The 16911-nt window shown below is 39.4% G+C and carries 13 protein-coding genes, 8 tRNA genes and 1 rRNA gene; 4 read left to right on the forward strand and 18 right to left on the reverse strand.

Translation table 11 applies throughout. The features are described 5' to 3' along the window. Nucleotides 1-7: 7 nt before the first annotated feature. The 4 genes from ABH902_RS13660 to pplA all read right to left on the reverse strand — a co-directional run bounded on the left by ABH902_RS13660 (nucleotide 8) and on the right by pplA (nucleotide 4250). Complete coding sequence (locus ABH902_RS13660; RefSeq protein WP_404591611.1) at nucleotides 8-835, reverse strand: DUF6273 domain-containing protein; 828 nt, start codon at nucleotides 833-835, stop codon at nucleotides 8-10. Nucleotides 836-1020: 185 nt separating this feature from the next. Beyond that, the gene (gene menA / locus ABH902_RS13665) at nucleotides 1021-1980 is read right to left on the reverse strand and encodes a 1,4-dihydroxy-2-naphthoate polyprenyltransferase (protein WP_404591612.1); all 960 of its coding nucleotides are present in this window, start codon (nucleotides 1978-1980) and stop codon (nucleotides 1021-1023) included. Nucleotides 1981-1991: 11 nt separating this feature from the next. Then, nucleotides 1992-3071 (reverse strand): FAD:protein FMN transferase, encoded by a 1080-nt coding sequence (locus ABH902_RS13670; protein ID WP_404591614.1) that lies wholly within the window; start codon nucleotides 3069-3071, stop codon nucleotides 1992-1994. Between the two features lie 249 nt (nucleotides 3072-3320). Further along, a complete protein-coding gene (gene pplA / locus ABH902_RS13675; protein ID WP_404591616.1) occupies nucleotides 3321-4250 on the reverse strand; it encodes an extracellular electron transfer flavoprotein PplA in 930 nt (309 codons plus the stop codon). 253 nt (nucleotides 4251-4503) lie between these two features. On the opposite strand from pplA, the gene ABH902_RS13680 reads away from it, so the two are divergent. The 4 genes from ABH902_RS13680 to ABH902_RS13695 all read left to right on the forward strand — a co-directional run bounded on the left by ABH902_RS13680 (nucleotide 4504) and on the right by ABH902_RS13695 (nucleotide 8576). Further along, the gene (locus ABH902_RS13680) at nucleotides 4504-6441 is read left to right on the forward strand and encodes an FAD-dependent oxidoreductase (protein ID WP_404591618.1); all 1938 of its coding nucleotides are present in this window, start codon (nucleotides 4504-4506) and stop codon (nucleotides 6439-6441) included. Between the two features lie 112 nt (nucleotides 6442-6553). Then, entirely contained in the window at nucleotides 6554-6976 is a 423-nt protein-coding gene (locus ABH902_RS13685; protein ID WP_404591620.1) for a NusG domain II-containing protein, read from the forward strand. Between the two features lie 10 nt (nucleotides 6977-6986). Further along, nucleotides 6987-7550 carry a Gx transporter family protein gene (locus ABH902_RS13690; protein WP_404591622.1) on the forward strand — a complete coding sequence of 188 codons (564 nt, stop codon included), beginning with the start codon at nucleotides 6987-6989 and terminating at the stop codon, nucleotides 7548-7550. A gap of 39 nt (nucleotides 7551-7589) precedes the next feature. Then, a complete protein-coding gene (locus tag ABH902_RS13695; protein WP_404591624.1) occupies nucleotides 7590-8576 on the forward strand; it encodes a polyprenyl synthetase family protein in 987 nt (328 codons plus the stop codon). Between the two features lie 182 nt (nucleotides 8577-8758). Here the strand turns inward: ABH902_RS13695 and gor are convergent, their stop codons facing one another. The 14 genes from gor to rrf form a co-directional block, all read right to left on the reverse strand. After that, complete coding sequence (gor, locus tag ABH902_RS13700; RefSeq protein WP_404591626.1) at nucleotides 8759-10111, reverse strand: glutathione-disulfide reductase; 1353 nt, start codon at nucleotides 10109-10111, stop codon at nucleotides 8759-8761. A gap of 265 nt (nucleotides 10112-10376) precedes the next feature. After that, on the reverse strand, nucleotides 10377-11618 hold the full coding sequence (locus tag ABH902_RS13705) for a U32 family peptidase (protein ID WP_404591628.1): 1242 nt from the start codon (nucleotides 11616-11618) through the stop codon (nucleotides 10377-10379). Between the two features lie 14 nt (nucleotides 11619-11632). After that, nucleotides 11633-12553, reverse strand: coding sequence for a peptidase U32 family protein (locus ABH902_RS13710; RefSeq protein WP_404591630.1), 921 nt, complete (start codon nucleotides 12551-12553; stop codon nucleotides 11633-11635). Nucleotides 12554-12818: 265 nt separating this feature from the next. Next, nucleotides 12819-15305 carry an ATP-dependent Clp protease ATP-binding subunit gene (locus ABH902_RS13715; RefSeq protein ID WP_404591631.1) on the reverse strand — a complete coding sequence of 829 codons (2487 nt, stop codon included), beginning with the start codon at nucleotides 15303-15305 and terminating at the stop codon, nucleotides 12819-12821. A gap of 4 nt (nucleotides 15306-15309) precedes the next feature. Then, on the reverse strand, nucleotides 15310-15777 hold the full coding sequence (locus tag ABH902_RS13720) for a CtsR family transcriptional regulator (protein ID WP_404591633.1): 468 nt from the start codon (nucleotides 15775-15777) through the stop codon (nucleotides 15310-15312). Between the two features lie 207 nt (nucleotides 15778-15984). After that, nucleotides 15985-16058 (reverse strand) — tRNA-Pro (locus tag ABH902_RS13725). Between the two features lie 77 nt (nucleotides 16059-16135). Then, nucleotides 16136-16209 (reverse strand) — tRNA-Arg (locus tag ABH902_RS13730). 72 nt (nucleotides 16210-16281) lie between these two features. After that, nucleotides 16282-16367: transfer RNA gene (locus tag ABH902_RS13735), tRNA-Leu, on the reverse strand. A 16-nt stretch (nucleotides 16368-16383) separates the two neighbouring features. Next, nucleotides 16384-16455 (reverse strand) — tRNA-Gly (locus ABH902_RS13740). 4 nt (nucleotides 16456-16459) lie between these two features. Then, nucleotides 16460-16532, reverse strand: a tRNA-Thr gene (locus tag ABH902_RS13745). A gap of 26 nt (nucleotides 16533-16558) precedes the next feature. Then, nucleotides 16559-16640 (reverse strand) — tRNA-Leu (locus ABH902_RS13750). A gap of 12 nt (nucleotides 16641-16652) precedes the next feature. Then, nucleotides 16653-16725, reverse strand: a tRNA-Lys gene (locus tag ABH902_RS13755). A 6-nt stretch (nucleotides 16726-16731) separates the two neighbouring features. Further along, nucleotides 16732-16804: transfer RNA gene (locus tag ABH902_RS13760), tRNA-Val, on the reverse strand. Nucleotides 16805-16819: 15 nt separating this feature from the next. Beyond that, nucleotides 16820-16911 (reverse strand): 5S ribosomal RNA (gene rrf / locus ABH902_RS13765); the annotation flags it as partial.

The raw sequence follows: 16911 nt of genomic DNA on the forward strand, positions 1-16911 counted from the left end.
TTCTTTCTTACTTGGAGGTTTCTTGTAAAACAAAAACCTTCTTTCCTTTTATAATTCCTTCTTTTCTTTCCAATTTTGTATCTTTAGCCACGCAGAATGCGGGGCGGACATTCATCACTGCAACATCATTTGTTAACATATCCCCTAATGGAATATAGGATGTAAATCCCTCTCTTTTAATAAACCATACAGTTGTATCATGTTCCGTATAAGGTGTTCGCAACCAATAAGGTTCAGCTTCTCCTGCTTTGGTTGTCGCAATATATGAATGGAAGCCAACAAAATATAAAAGTCTTTTTCCTTCTTTTGCTGCTATTCTTGATTTTCCTGCAGCCATTTCTGTATGTGATAGTAAGAAAGCTTTCCGTGGTATGGTTATAGTTTCTTGCCCTACCGAACCGACACTTGATTCAGCTGTAATCTCTAAGTTACTAGTGACTATTTTAGATTGGATATTTTCTCCTAATGTTTTTAAAAAACGATGATTTAAATATTGATCAATTTTACTATTTTCATAGTAAGCTCCATAGGCTTCATCTGTATTGTAAATTCGTGGTTCGTCCAAAAGATATTTCCTTAGTAAAAGTACATCACCTTCGCCATTATAATTTTTGCTTAATACTAAATAAGGTTCATATTCACCATTTTCTTTCAAATAAACAGTGTAGCCTTCAAATTTGTTCACAACGGACAAAAGATTATCGTATGCGATATCTTTGATCGTTAATGGTTTGTTCAGTTGAATCACACCCCAAATTCCCCATACAACAAGCAATCCGCCTAATACTTTCAGTAGATTTATGATCGTTGCTTTTAACCTTTTTATTTTTTTCATTTGATTTCTCTTTTCTTATTTTATTTTCCTTATACTAATTAATTAATTTTACAATACAAAAAACACAGTTACAAATACATTTAATAAAATTTATATTACTTTTAAAATAAAAAAATACCAAAAACAGGCTGACACAACCGTTCATAAACAACGTTTGCAAGCCTATTTTCAGTATTTTCTCTTATTTATTTCGTGATTTTTTCTAAAATAATTATCATTAACAGTCCCAAAAGATAGCTGCCGTTAAAAAGAATTAAATTTTTTATCGAATAGCCGAAGCTTTTGGGGTGAGGCAGTTCTTCTTTAAATAATTGTAAATTTTTCCTAATAGGTAATAAAGATAGAAATACGATTAGAATCGGCCACCGGTAAACGCCGACAAGTAGCCCAATTAGAATGACGAGGTAGCACGCCAGCATCATTAATTGAAACAACATAACTCCTTGTTTCCGTCCAATATAATAAACTAAAGTATAGCGATGATTCTCGATATCCGTATCTAAATCCCGCAGGTTATTGGCAAGCATGATGTTAGCAATGGTAAACACCATCGGCAGAGATGCCAAAACAACCGCTAAGACTGTCCAAAAATTTCCCACTAATGCAAAATTTCCTTTTTGCCAATCGAAGCTTAGATAAAATGGTCGATTCGACATAACATTTAAATAGATCGTCATTGCGAAAATTCCCAGTCCCATCGTAAATCCGCTGAATACTTCGCCTAACGGCATCCGCGATAAAGGAATAGGTCCAAATGTGTAAAACACACCAATAAAGCAGCAAATCCCGCCTAATACTAGAAACAACCAGCCTGTTTTCACTGTTAGAAAAATACCGATAATTGCAGTAAAAGCAATCATTCCCAAAATCATGTTTCTCACTAATTCAGGGGAAACACCGGAGCTTCCAATAATATTTTCCTCATATTTATAAACAGTTGATTTGGCTTTTTTAAAATCCATGTAGTTATTGATGGCAGTCGTCGCCATATCAAATACTACCATTCCGATAAAAAACAGCAGCGTGTAGCCTAACTGAAACTGTTTAAAATATGCAATAGAAAACAAAACCCCTATTGCAAAAGGAAACAAACTAGCCAATTTTGTTTGAATTTCGACTACTTTTAAAAACACTTTTAACGACATGCTCTTTCTCCTTATTTCAACTCTTTACGATCACCCATGGTATAGCCTGAATCTTTATCTAGTTCAAAGGTCTTTTCAATATCCTTGCTGACATAAACTTTATCTTCTTTTGTCACAAAAATCACGTCAACGCCTTTAAGACCTTCCGCATATTCCAGTCCTTTTTTCACACCCATTGAAAAGACTGCTGTAGATAAGCCGTCTCCATCTATTGATTTGTCCGTGATAATCGTTACACCTGCAATATCATTATCAAAGGGATAACCCGTTTCCGGATCAAACAAATGGTGATACGTTTTGCCGTCTACTTCTAAAAAGCGCTCATAAATTCCGGAAGTAACTAAAGTTTTGTTGCTTTCCTGAATTGAACCGATAACTGTGTTACGCGCTTTATTTGGATCTTGAATGCCGACATTCCAGTCCACGTCCTTACCGCGAGGGCTATGACCTAGAACAAAGACGTTCCCGCCTAAATCCACAATAGCAGTCGTTACACCGTTATCTTTTAGCACCTTCACGACTTCATCTGTAATATAGCCTTTGGCAATAGCGCCAAGATCAAGCTGCATGCCTTTTTCTTCCAAATAAACCGTTTGTGCCTTGTCATCCAATTTTACTTTGTGATAATCAACGAGTTTTAACGCTTGGTCGATTTCTTCCTGTGATGGTTTACGCGCATCGTCAAAGCCAATGTGCCACAATTGAGTAATCGGACCAATTGCCATATCAAAGCCTCCAGAAGAATCCTGGCTGTACTCATACGCACGTTTGACTAGTGGATAGATATCTTTAGACACTTTTACCGGTTTGATGCCTGCTTGTTCATTGACAGCATCAATTTCAGAACCTTTTTGATTAACGGTAATTTTATCGCCCAATTCCTTCACACGAGCAAATGCTTTCGGCAATACATCTTTCTTACCGTCATCATAAATTCGAACCTGCACGTATGTACCTAGTAATGATTGTTGATCAGAATAAGGCTCTTTATTGATCTTAACTGCTTCTGTTTTTGGCTTCGAATTACATCCCGCTAAAAGGATTAAAAATAACCCTGCGAATAATATGATCAATGATTTCTTCGTTTTCATCGTATCCCTCTTTCTAAATAGAAAAATTTTCTTATTTATAGTAGCTCTTTTTCGCAGTAATGAAAAGGATTTTCTTTTTTTGATGTCGGTATTCTAATAAAATTATTAGCCTCTGCTCTTTTGTGATTTTTTGAGCGATGATTTTTAGTCATCGTCGATGTTTGGTTATCATTGGATAATAATAAAAAGCAGAATCCAGATAATTATCTGAATTCTGCAAATATCTGTTTTTCGTGATTTTATAAAGAATTATTTTTTCATTACAATGTTGTCTACAACGATTTCGTTTGTGTCGCCTTTTTCAGCAGCATTTACTAATTGTTGAGCGTAGATTACGAAAGAGTGAGAGCTGTGAGTTGCACCTGTTACTACTTCAACATCTGCTGGTGAGCCGTCTTCTTTGCTCATTGCTTTAACGAATTCTTCGTTAAGTGTTGGGATGTAAGCTTCAGGGTTTGTACCAGATTTTTCTTTCATGTTTTTGTTGTAGTCAGCATCATCTACTTTAGATTTGCCTTCATCGTTAATGTTGTCGTATTTAGATTCGGTAACTTTACCGTCTTTAACAACCATAGTAAATTCTGCATGGTAGCCGTTTGAGTTATTTTTTTCTTTCAATGAGTACGTACCGTCTTTAAGGTCAGCGCCATTGTCGATTTCGATTGTTTTAGTATCGCCAGCTTGTGCAGCTTGAATCAATTGTTGTGCATAGTTTTGGAATGATTCTGATGAATGAGTTGCACCAGTCACAACTTCAACATCAGCAGCATTTTGAGCTTTGATGAAAGAATCGTTTAATTGTGAAATATATTCAGCAGGACCTACGCCAGATTTAGCTTTCATATTTTTTTCATAGTCTTTATCGTCAGCTTTTGATTTACCGTCTGCATTGATATTGTCGTATTTAGAATCAGTAATTTTACCGTCTTTAACAGTCATTTCAAAGGTAGCACGGTAACCATTTTTTTCGTTCTTTTCTTCTAGTTTGTAAGTACCATCTTGTAAATCAGCCCCTGCTTCTTTCTCAGCTGCTGTAGAAGATTCAGCTGTTTTTGAAGTCGCAGCGCTAGAGTCAGATGATTTAGCTGTATCTTTCTTGTTATCTGAACCACAAGCTGCTAATAATAATGTAGATAATGCGATAGCTGTGAAGCCCGTTACAAATTTATTCATTTTCATTTTTTTCACCTATTCCTTTTCTTAAGCATTCACAAATTTTCTTTGTGATCTATTTTACATTCTATAACATTTTTCGATTATGTCAATTAAACTAATAAAAGAAAAAGTTTTTTTTAGCTTTTTATTAGTCCTTTTTAATAAAAAAAATTTATTTTGACTATTCAATAATTGTTATTAGACAAAACATAGAAATGGCTATATAATAAGTTGGATTGTGTAATTATTATCATTTCATTTAAGGAGCGGATTATCAATGACAAAGCAAAAGATTGTCGTTGTGGGAGCTGGTTATGCTGGAGTTTCAGCAACTAAATTTTTAGCAAAGAAATTCAAGAAAGATTCTGACGTTGAAATTACATTAATTGATCGTCATTCTTACCACACCATGATGACTGAGTTGCATGAAGTAGCTGGGGGCCGTGTTGAGCCTGAAGCGATTCAATATGATCTACAACGTTTATTCTCACGTAAAAAGAATGTCAATCTCGTAACCGATACTGTAACCGGCATCGACAAAGATAAAAAAGTGATCCAAACAAAATTAGGTTCTTACGAATTCGACCAATTAATTATTGGTATGGGTGGCGAACCAAATGACTTTGGTACTCCTGGCGTTAAAGAACATGGCTTTACTCTTTGGTCTTTCGAAAATGCCCTACGTATCCGCCAACATATTTTAGAAACAGTAGAAAAAGCAGCAATCGAACCTGATCCTGAAGTTCGTAAAGCTATGCTGACATTCGTTGTCTGCGGTTCAGGCTTTACTGGAATCGAAATGATTGGTGAACTAATCGACTGGAAGGATCGCTTAGCAAAAGACTTCAAGCTTGATCCAGATGAATTCACTTTAATGGTCGTTGAAGCAATGCCAACCATTTTAAATATGTTGTCACGAAACGATGCAGCCAAAGCAGAACGTTACTTAGCTAAGAAAAACGTTCAATTATTGCTTAATGCACCAATCGTTGAAGTTGCTGCAGATCACATCAAACTAAAAGATGGTTCTGAAGTACCTACACATACATTAATTTGGACTGCCGGCGTGAAAGCAACTTCTGATGCTGCTGACTTTGGTTTGGAAGCAGCACGCGGCAATCGTTTAGTAGCGAACGAATACATGCAGGCAAAAGGCTATGAAGATAAAAACATTTATATTGTTGGGGATTTAGTTTATTACGAAGAATTCCCACAAACACCTACACCGCAAATCGTTCAGGCAGCTGAACAAACAGGTCATACAGCAGCGGCAAATATCGTTGCTGATGTAAAAGGCGGAAGCAAACACAAGTTCAAAGGAAACTACCAAGGATTTATGGTTTCTGTCGGAGCTAAATGGGGCGTTGCTTGTCTATTTGACAAAATTCACCTTAGCGGCTTCTTAGCGATTATCATGAAGCATATTGTTAACTTAAAATACTTCTTTGACATTCGTTCCGGCTACTATATGTTCCAATATATTATGCATGAATTCTTCCATATTAAAGATGACCGCAATGTGACTCGCGGACATTCTTCACGCTACGGAAACGTATTATGGAGTGTTCCACTACGTGTATTCTACGGTACTGTTTGGTTAGTTGAATCCATGAAGAAAATCGTTGGTAACGGTGACTACTTAAAACCAAGTACTTGGTTCGGTGACGGTTCATGGTTTACTGATAAAGTTGTTTTCCCATTCCCTTGGCTGCAAGAACAAGTAACGACTGGCGCATCTGCAGCAGCGGATACTACTACAGCAGCGAGTGGTGCAGGTGCTGCTTCAGCAACAGCTGATACAGCAACACAAGCAGCTCACTTTGGTTTAAGCTATGCGTATGGCGAAGAACCGATGCAAGTGTTCGATCACATGCCTAAATGGTTTGAAAGTGTTATGAAATTCATGATGCCAAATCAAGACGTTGCTTTATTCATGCAAAAATTCATGACAATCGTCGAAGTTTTAATTGCCTTAGCCTTAATCGCTGGTTTGTTCACTTGGTTGAGCAGTGCGGCAACGATTGGTTTAACTGTTGCGTTCTGTTTATCAGGCATGTTCTATTGGGTAAACATCTGGTTTATCTTTGTAGCATTTGCTTTAATGAACGGTTCAGGCCGTGCTTTAGGTTTAGACCGCTGGGTAATCCCTTGGATCCAACGTACTGTAGGTAAATGGTGGTACGGAACACCTCGATCCAGATACGGCAATAAATAGCTACGATTTATAAACAAACATTTTAAGAGAGTTCTAGGGTTACTCCTAGGGCTTTCTTTTATACTTGTGCTAAAATGAAGAAAACTATAAGACAATAAAGGAGAGGAAAGTGTTGAAATTAAAAGATTTTATTCGTAAAAGTTACCTTCGACCTTGGGATATTGCTATTATCGTCCTTTTAACGCTCAGTTCTTTCCTGCCCCTTGTTGTTTTCGGTATGCAGCAAGTACAAGACAGTGATGTAACAAAGCAAGCTGTGTTAAAAGTAGACGGAGAGGTCATTAAGATCTTTGATTTAAAAGAAGATGGGCCTACCTATACGTATAAATATGAAGACAAGGACGGCGATTACAATATAATTGAAGTCAGCGGTGAACGTATCCGCATGCTGGAATCCAATTGCGGCGATCAGGTTTGTGTACAGCGCGGCTGGATATCCAAACCGGGAGAAACGCCAATTGCTTGTTTACCGCATAATTTATTCATCACAGTGGAAGCATCAGATGGGAGTGAGGACGGCAGCCTGATTTATTAGGTCGACGATTATGAATACAAACCTTCAAAAAAACATTTATATTTCCATGCTAGTCGCTCAAGGAGTCATTATTGGTCTTCTTGAAAATATGATCCCCTATCCGTTTGCCTTTGCACCAGGAGCAAAATTAGGTTTAGCGAATTTAATTACTATCATTGCTATTTTTACAATGAAAAAACGCGATAGTTTTTTCTTAGTCTGTATGCGTCTGCTGTTAACTACTTTATTGGGCGGCACTATTTCAACCTTCTTTTATAGTGCTAGTGGCGCATTACTCAGCTATTTAGGCATGCTACTGATTAGACAATTAGGACCGAAGCGCGTTAGCATTATCGGTATAAGTGCTGCCGGTGGATTTTTGCATAATGTTGGCCAGCTGTTGACGACGAGCTTTTTTGCACAATCCTGGGCACCGATGTTGTATCTGCCGTTTTTAGCACTCTTCGGTTTGTTATCGGGAATCGCCATTGGTATTGCTGCCAATTATTTACTGCGTCACGTGCATACCCTACGACAGTTTCAATTAGATTATGACCAAACAACAAAACATAAATGGAGCCAGGACTTCCAATAATTATCTGATCTTAACGAGTATACTCAAAGGAGTCGTTTTATGAATATTCATCCAATGTGGGAAAAATATCCTGAATTAGCCAAAGAATTAAACCGTACATTGACTTTAATGGACAAAAGCGTGAACCTCAAAAACAAAGAGGTTGAAACAGCAATTATGTCGATGATTCACTCAGGCGGGAAATTATTACGCCCTGCTTATCAGCTGCTTTTTTCTCAATTTGGCGAACAAAGAGATGCCAATAAATCGATTGCTTTGGCGGCAGCTATTGAGCTTTTGCACACTGCAACCTTGATTCATGACGACATTGTAGATGATGCAGATCTTAGAAGAGGCTTGCCGACGATTCGTTCTCAATTTGGTAACAGTACCGCTGTTTATGCAGGCGATTATTTATTTGTCAGCTGTTTTAAATTATTATCAGATTATTCCTCTTCCCTAAAAAGTATTCAGCTTAATTCCCGCAGCATGGAAAAAATTCTAAGTGGGGAATTAGGACAAATGGATAACCGTTATAATTTGGAAATGACGATTGATCAATATTTAGAAAATATTTCCGGAAAAACAGCAGAATTGTTTTCATTAAGCTGTTTTGTCGGAGCTTATGAAAGCGGCACATCCGAACGCTTTGCTAAAAATTGCGGCACTATCGGTGAAAATATTGGACTTGCTTTTCAAATTATTGACGATGTGCTTGATTACACCCAAAGCCCTGAACAAATTGGCAAGCCTGTTTTGGAGGATGTACGTCAAGGAATCTATTCATTACCGCTATTGTATGCGTTGGAAGAAGGCCGGGATACTCTTTTACCTTATTTGGAAAAGGGTGAGGCATTGACCGACAGCGAAACAGAAAAAATATATGAGCTTGTGCATTCCTTCGGCGGCGTAGAAAAAGCGCAGCAATTAGCAGAAAAATATACCCAACAGGCCTTGAAAAAAATCAAGAAACTACCGGATACTGCACCTCAAGCAAAAGATGAACTGTTGACAATCACCCAAGCTATACTACAAAGAACTAATTAAAAAGAGTTTGAGCCAAAAGTCGTTTAGGTTCGAGCAATTGGAGTAAAAGACGAACAATATACTTTTCATATTGATCGGATTTTATGAAATTGCCGCAGAACCTGACTTCTGGCCACCGTTTATTCGTAAGAAGTGGGCTGGACAAAACTATTTTTTAGTTTTGTCCAGCCCACTTCTATATTTTATCTCATTGTTACAAATTCTTCTGACCCAGTTGGATGAATCGCCACTGTATTATCAAAATCTTTCTTAGTTGCACCCATCTTGATGGCCACGGCAAAGCCCTGCAGCATTTCATCAACACCTAGGCCAATTCCATGTAGCCCTACAATTTTTTCTTCTTCTCCCACACAGACTAATTTCATATCACATTTTTGACGATAATCACCTAAAGCAAAGTACATTGGCGTGAATTTAGACGTATATACTTTAACCTTTTCATCACCATAAGCTTCAATCGCTTCTTGCTCGGTCATTCCTATGGTCGCAATCGCTGGATGCGTGAAAATAACGGTAGGAACCAGTTGATAATCTAAAAACTCCTGCTCTTTCCCATTAAACAAACGTTCAGATAAACGCCGACCAGCAGCAATCGCTACAGGCGTTAAATCAATTTTCCCAATGACATCCCCGATCGCATAAATACCGGCTTCACTAGTATTTTGGAATTTATCCACTGCTACATAGCCGCCCTTGGTTAGCTTTACTTGTGTATTTTCCAATCCTAAACGATCGGTATTTGGCTGACGACCAGCACCGGAAATAATTGCATCCGCTTGAATGGTTTTGCCATTTTCAAAAGTAATTTCCAGTTCACCTGAAGCAAGCTTTTCGATCTTTTCGGGAACTGAACAAGGATGAAGCTGCATCCCCGCTTCTTCATAAAGCTGCATTAGATTTTCTGACAGCATTTTGTCAAAGCTTCTTAATGGACGTTCTTTTCTAAAGGCCCAATGCGTTTCAGCACCCAGTCCATTCAAGGTCCCTGCTAATTCAGCAGCAATGTAACCAGCACCTACAAAAACCACCCGCTTCGGCATTTCTTTTAATGCAAAAAATCCGTTGGAGTCTAGTACATAGTTATCACCAGGAATTCCTAAAGGCTTCGGACGACCGCCTGTTGCGATTAAAATATGAGGCGCAGTATATAATTCATTCCCTGCTTTAATTGTGTGCGCATCAACAAACGTAGCATATTCTCTCAACACATCAATATGATTGCTGTCCAGACCACGCTGATAAGCGCCATGTAAAAAATCAATATACTTTTCCCGATTGTTAACCAGTTGAGAAAAATCAAAACTTTTGACCTCCACGTCAAATCCATAACCTGCAGTATCACGCTGCATCATTTCCATCATTTCACTGGCCTGCCACATAACCTTTTTCGGCACACAGCCAACATTCACACATGTTCCACCAAGCTCACCTGCTTCAATAAGCAGAACCTTAGCCCCATGCATCCCGGCACGATTAGCAGAAGCAATCCCCCCACTACCGCCACCGATCACAATATAATCATATTCCATTACCATAAAAATCCTCCTTACTATAAAAGCGGAACAAATCGGTTAATCTTGTAGAAAATTAGGAAATTGGCTTTGAAACGCTCTTTGTTTCACTGACAATTTATCTATTTTCCTAGAGATTGATTTGTGCAGCTGGATAATAATAATGATCAACACTTTCTACGAAAGTCTTGTACTGTTCATCATCAGTTCAATTTCATTTCACTGTGATTCTCAGCAAAGCTGTAACGAAAGGGATAAGCTGTAAAAGCCGATCCCTTCAATAGATTGATTATTTTTTCTTTCGAATCATATCTCCTACTGCCACTGGTTGTGCCACCGGCATTGTTAAGATCATCATCGGGTTAGGGGCACGATCAATCGACTCGCCATCTTCATTATACATAACTTCTACCGTTTGATGGAAATGATTGAACCCGGGTCCGTAAAATTCGATTTCATCGCCCACACTGAAATGATTTCTTTGACGAATCGTTGCTACTCTTGTGGTTCCATCATACGCCATGACTTCACCAATAAATTTATATTGAGGAATTTTACGACGTTCACCAAAAAGCTGCTCCTCCTCGGTAGGTACATGGTAGTAAAAACCAGTAGAAAGCTCTCGTTGTGCGACTTTCCACAATTCATCAATCCATTCCTGCTTACATTCATAATTATCTGGATCTTCCATATAGGTATCAACTGCTTTTTTGTATACATTTGCCACAGTCGAAACATAGTGAATCGATTTCATTCGTCCTTCAATTTTAAAACTATCAACGCCATTTTGAATTAGTTCTGGAATATGTTGAATCATCGCCATATCAACCGCGCTCATTGAAAACTCTTCTTCAACTTCTCCTTTGTCTGTCAAACTAGTACGTTCTGTACCAAACGGCATATCATAAAGCTCATACTTCCAACGACAAGATTGAGAACACCCGCCACGATTCGCATCACGCATAGACATATGGTTGGACAACGTACATCTACCTGAATAGGAAATACACATCGCGCCATGAATAAACGCTTCAATTTCGATATCGGTATTTTTCCGAATTTCAGCTACTTCTTCCATAGAAACTTCTCGAGCTAAAACAACCCGCTCCAAGCCTTCATTTTTCCAAAATTCCAATGTTTCGTAATTAGTAGCTGACGCTTGTGTTGACAAATGAATCGGCAGCCCCGGTGCTTCTGTCGCACAAATTTCAATCAAAGCAGGATCGGAAACAATTACCGCAGAAATTCCTACATCACGAATTTCTCTGAAAAAATCGCCGGCTCCTTCTTGATTTCCTTCGTGTGTCACCATATTCGCAGCTACATAGACTTTGGCATTGTGCGCTTTAGCGAAAGCTACGCCTTCGATCATATCTTCCTTAGTAAAATTTCCAGCTCGGCTGCGTAATCCATAGGCATTACCGCCAATATAAACTGCATCTGCGCCATAATGAATGGCGGTTTTTAGTTTTTCTAGCGTCCCTGCAGGTGCTAAAACCTCGGGACGCTTCAGTGTTCGCTCGTTTGTCATTTGTCCTAATCTCCTTATTTTATCTCATCTGGGTCTAAGTCAAAGAAACCGACGTCCAACCCTCTATTCACTGGATGTAATGCTTTTATTTGTTCACTGGCTTTTTGGGCCTTTGCACTAGTCCAAGTTCCCGCTTCAAGCTGCTCTTTAGCCGCTACAAAGATTTTAGCCACTTCTACAAAATTTTCTCCCGGCGCATAGATGCCGTCCAGCTTCCATTTCGTATAATGAAACTCATTTAACTGCTCTAGCTCATTAATCAAATTCACATCATTATCCGCAAAAATATGCGTACCATGACTATCCTCATAGATAGAATAATGTGTTTCCTCTTTTTTTGGCTCTGAAATAAACAAGCCGCGGTCTTTGCCGGCAGATTCATCGTTCTTCGTAAAATTATAATAGTTCTGCAATAACGGCCGCTTTGATTGATGAATACACGTCGCACCGTAAACCAGGACTTCCGCCGGTACAGCCAAATTTTCCGCCATTTGCTTCATTTCCTCAAAAGGAACTTCACGAGCAAGCACTGCACCAATCGCTCCACGTTTGGCCCAAAAGTTAATCTGGCGAGAACTTGTTACTAGCGTTTCTCCATCATAAATATAGGGAATTGCCAAATCGTCACGCTGCATAACAAAAATAATGCCCGGATCGCCTACAGTTACCTGATCAACATGAATCTCTTTCAAAAAAGCCAGATATTCCGGAACTTGCTTCATCTTTTCCGGATGCATAATACCGTTTAAAGCCACTGTAACTTTTTTCCCTGCAGCATGCGCTTTTTCAGTAATGCTCCGTTGCTCTTCTCTGGAAAACGATGTTGGTAAACGTAAACCAAACGTTTCCTCTCCGATATACAACGTATCTACTCCAGCCAAAAGCAAAGCCTCCGCCTGCCCCACTGATTCCGCGGTCGCAATAAGTTCGATCATAAAACTAAATCCTCCTCTAAAAACTGAATAAGCCCTCTGCGTAGCTGCCAGTTTTTATCTTTTTCCAAAGAGCTTGCTTTCTATTTTTCTCTATAAACTTGCTTCTAGCACCTGCTTTATAGTAGCACAGGTTCACAAACTTTCCAATAGCATCTATTTATTTTAAAGAGCCTTTTTCACAAAGTAAAGGCGGAGCGAAAGCAATAATCACTTTCTCCCCGCACATAGATCTTAAACGATCGCCCGCCTATATTTGTTGTTTAAATTACACCTTTTGCAAAATCGGTTCAGGATTAGAAGATTTTACATTTAACGTAATCTTCCCTTTACTTGCACCAATCGTTACTTTGTCACCTAAATGAATTTGACCTGCCAGCAAGGCCTCACTTAAACGATCCTCTACTTCTTTTTGTAGTGCTCGGCGGATTGGTCTTGCACCATACTCTGGATCAAAGCCGACTTTGCCGATAACTTCGATGGCTGCGGGAGTAATTTTAACATTTACATCCTGCTCTTTTAAACGTTTAATAATAGATTTGCTCATAATTTTTACGATTTCGTGAATTTCTTCCTGATCTAGTGAACGGAAGACCACTGTTTCATCCACCCGATTTAAAAATTCAGGACGAAAGGCTTTTTTCAACTCTTCTAAAATACGTTTTTGCATCGCATCGTAATCTTTAGACAAGTCTTTCACATTGAAGCCCACATTCTTTTCCTCACGAATCGCTGTTGCACCAATATTTGACGTCATAATTAAAATCGTGTTTCTAAAATCGACCTTACGCCCTTTAGAATCCGTCAAATGTCCATCGTCTAATACCTGCAACAAAATATTAAAAACATCCGGATGTGCTTTTTCCACTTCGTCCAGTAAAATAACAGAATAAGGTTTTTGACGAATTTTCTCAGTTAATTGACCCCCTTCGTCATAGCCGACATAGCCTGGAGGTGAACCGATCAGGCGACTGGTACTGTATTTTTCCATAAATTCGGACATATCAACACGAACCAACGCATCTTCACTACCAAATATTGTTTCAGCTAATGCTTTAGCCAACTCCGTTTTACCCACACCTGTAGGACCTAAAAACATGAATGAACCAATCGGTCGATTCGGATCCTTCAAGCCACTGCGAGCTCTGCGAATAGCGCGTGAAACGGCTTGAACAGCTTCATCTTGACCGACCACTCTATGATGCAGAATGCTTTCCAGCTCAAGCAAGCGTTCGCTTTCCTTTTTCTCTAATTGTTGCAACGGTACACCGGTCCATTGTGAAACCACGTTGGCAACATCCTGATCTGTGACACGATCAGCGTAGCCGGAAGCTTCTTTTTGTTCCAATAAAAGAATGTTTTCCAATTTTCGAGCTAATTTCTTTTCCTTTTGGCGTAAGCGTGCAGCACTTTCAAAGGATTGTGCTTGAATCGCTTCTTCTTTTTCCTGTACTAAACTTGCTATTTCCATACGTAGATCATTAATCTCTGAAGGCTCATCTGCCAAATCCAAACGAACTTTTGCTGCAGATTCATCCATCAAATCAATCGCTTTATCCGGTAATTGTCGAGAATTAATGTAGCGTACCGATAACTGAACGGCTGCATTCAATGCTTCATCCGTGATTTCAACCCCATGATGTTTTTCATAACGAGAGCGCAGACCTTTAAGAATTTCTTCTGCTTCTTCCGGTGTTGGTTCTTCTACCTGTACTCTGGCAAAGCGGCGTTCCAAAGCAGAATCTTTTTCAATATATTTTTGATATTCATCTAAAGTAGTAGCACCAATTGTCTGCAATTCGCCTCTAGCCAATGCAGGTTTTAAAATATTAGACGCATCAATAGCCCCTTCTGCTCCGCCTGCACCTATTAATGTATGCAATTCATCAATAAACAAAATAACTTGTCCGTCTTGGTAAATTTCATCAATAACCTTTTTCAAACGATCTTCAAATTCACCACGATATTTTGTTCCAGCCACTAAAGCACCCATGTCCAGCATCATTAAGCGTTTTTCCTGCATATCTTCCGGCACTTCACCGTTAACAATTTTTTGAGCTAACCCTTCAGCAATTGCGGTTTTACCAACACCAGGCTCACCGACAAGAACAGGATTGTTTTTCGTTCGACGACTTAAAATTTGAATCAGTCTTCTTACTTCCTGCGAACGACCTACTACTGGATCAAGATTGTTTTCTCTAGCCAATTTTGTTAAATCACGCGCAAGCGAATCCAACGTTGGAGTGCCTTTTGGTGCAGCCTTTTGATTTTGATTGTTACGACGACGTCCTGAATTGCTCATTTGAGGGTCAGTAACACCGATTTTTTTCATTAGTAATTGACGCATTTTGGATAAGCTTAGCCCTAAATTCAACAAAATTCGAGAAGCTAAAATATCTTCGTCTCTTAATAAACCTAAAAGAATATGCTCTGTACCAATATTCGGAGCTCCTAAACGTCTGGCTTCATCACCTGCATAAGCAAAAACCTGCTTTGCGCGAGGGGAATAAGGTAAATAAGCGCCTCTAGGGTAACCTTTAACTGTGCCATAGCCGGTAAGATGCTCAATTTCTTCGCGGATATCGTTCTTGTCCGCATTTAATTGACGCAATGTTTTACCAGCAATACCATTTGGTTCCAATACTAATGCTAACAGCAAATGCTCAGAGCCAACGGATTGGTGTCTGAAGTATTTTGCTTCTTCTTGCGCAATGGCTAAGACCGCCTTGGCGCTATCTGTAAATAATTCGTCCATGTTCTCATTCCTCCTCGTAACTCAAACGTTCTAAAAATGAATGCATCAATTGAGCACGTAAATAGTCTTCATCTGGTCCTGCTTTATCTAATACCTGCTTTCCTAAAACAGAAAGCATAAGATTACCTTCTCTTTTGGTGATAACCTTTTCCTCATATAACTTTTGAACAAAAATCAGAGCATCTTTTTCCGAAAGCTCCTCACCTGTAAATTGCGCCATCTGCTTTAATAACTGGTCATTATCTGATATCTGCACCTTTGCAATACGAATATAACCACCACCGCCACGCTTACTTTCTACAGAATAACCACGCTGTATCGTGAAGCGCGTATTAATCACATAATTAATTTGCGAAGGCACACAATTGAATAAATGTGCCATCTCCGCACGACGGATCTCAATTTTACTACTTTCTTCAAGAATCTTCTTTAAATATGCTTCTATTAAATCTGAGGTATTTTGATTACTCATAACACTCATCCTTTTCCCTTGACTAATACTGACCATTATTATACCGAACTTTTAGCCTTTAATAAAGAAGAATGCCTAAAAAAGCGGAAAAGAAACAGGAATATAAGCAATTTTTATATATTTTTCACCGTTCATAATATTATTACCCATATAAATCAACAAAACCTTACTTATTAAAAATAAGTAAGGTTTAACGCGTTGAATAAATCGGGAAGACAGGATTCGAACCTGCGACCCCTTGGTCCCAAACCAAGTGCTCTACCAAGCTGAGCTACTTCCCGTAGCTAATAAAAAAAGACTAAACGTCTAAAAGGAATCAAAGTTTCGCCTTTTAATCCGCAGTCAAACATTTTTACTATGCACCCAAAGGGAGTCGAACCCCTAACCTTTTGATTCGTAGTCAAACACTCTATCCAGTTGAGCTATGGGTGCTTAAAACAAGGATCAACACATCAGATGTTGCCATCTGCTTTCTACTTCTCCACATCGAGTGCGTCAAAGTAATGCCGAGGACCGGAATCGAACCGGTACGGTGATCACTCACCGCAGGATTTTAAGTCCTGTGCGTCTGCCAGTTCCGCCACCCCGGCGTTGTTGAATGGCTTAAGCGGAAAACGGGGTTCGAACCCGCGACCCCCACCTTGGCAAGGTGGTGCTCTACCACTGAGCTATTTCCGCGTGATGCCGGCTAAAGGACTTGAACCCTCGACCCTCTGATTACAAATCAGATGCTCTACCAACTGAGCTAAGCCGGCTCTGCTTGTCTTCTTCCAGACAAATATGCGGGTGAAGGGACTTGAACCCCCACGCCGTAAGGCGCTAGATCCTAAATCTAGTGCGTCTGCCAATTCCGCCACACCCGCAAGATATTTCTATGAGCCGTGCAGGGTTCGAACCTGCGACCCTCTGATTAAAAGTCAGATGCTCTACCAACTGAGCTAACGGCTCAAAAAATGGAGGTTAACGGGATCGAACCGCTGACCCCCTGCTTGTAAGGCAGGTGCTCTCCCAGCTGAGCTAAACCTCCGATACAACACACTTAGCGCGGCGACGTCCTACTCTCACAAAGGGAAACCCTTCACTACAATCGGCGCTAAGAAGCTTAACTTCTGTGTTCGGCATGGGAACAGGTGT

Origin of the sequence: Enterococcus sp. UD-01 (genome assembly GCF_044909655.1) — a bacterium.
Lineage (GTDB): Bacteria > Bacillota > Bacilli > Lactobacillales > Enterococcaceae > Enterococcus_L.

What these genes read in the sequence shown, in the direction of transcription:
- ABH902_RS13660 (WP_404591611.1), bottom strand. Translation starts at nt 835, where the DNA reads ATGAAAAAAATAAAAAGGTTAAAAGCAACGATCATAAATCTACTGAAA.
- menA (WP_404591612.1), bottom strand. Translation starts at nt 1,980, where the DNA reads ATGTCGTTAAAAGTGTTTTTAAAAGTAGTCGAAATTCAAACAAAATTG.
- ABH902_RS13670 (WP_404591614.1), bottom strand. Translation starts at nt 3,071, where the DNA reads ATGAAAACGAAGAAATCATTGATCATATTATTCGCAGGGTTATTTTTA.
- pplA (WP_404591616.1), bottom strand. Translation starts at nt 4,250, where the DNA reads ATGAAAATGAATAAATTTGTAACGGGCTTCACAGCTATCGCATTATCT.
- ABH902_RS13680 (WP_404591618.1), top strand. Translation starts at nt 4,504, where the DNA reads ATGACAAAGCAAAAGATTGTCGTTGTGGGAGCTGGTTATGCTGGAGTT.
- ABH902_RS13690 (WP_404591622.1), top strand. Translation starts at nt 6,987, where the DNA reads ATGAATACAAACCTTCAAAAAAACATTTATATTTCCATGCTAGTCGCT.
- ABH902_RS13695 (WP_404591624.1), top strand. Translation starts at nt 7,590, where the DNA reads ATGAATATTCATCCAATGTGGGAAAAATATCCTGAATTAGCCAAAGAA.
- gor (WP_404591626.1), bottom strand. Translation starts at nt 10,111, where the DNA reads ATGGTAATGGAATATGATTATATTGTGATCGGTGGCGGTAGTGGGGGG.
- ABH902_RS13705 (WP_404591628.1), bottom strand. Translation starts at nt 11,618, where the DNA reads ATGACAAACGAGCGAACACTGAAGCGTCCCGAGGTTTTAGCACCTGCA.
- ABH902_RS13710 (WP_404591630.1), bottom strand. Translation starts at nt 12,553, where the DNA reads ATGATCGAACTTATTGCGACCGCGGAATCAGTGGGGCAGGCGGAGGCT.
- ABH902_RS13715 (WP_404591631.1), bottom strand. Translation starts at nt 15,305, where the DNA reads ATGGACGAATTATTTACAGATAGCGCCAAGGCGGTCTTAGCCATTGCG.
- ABH902_RS13720 (WP_404591633.1), bottom strand. Translation starts at nt 15,777, where the DNA reads ATGAGTAATCAAAATACCTCAGATTTAATAGAAGCATATTTAAAGAAG.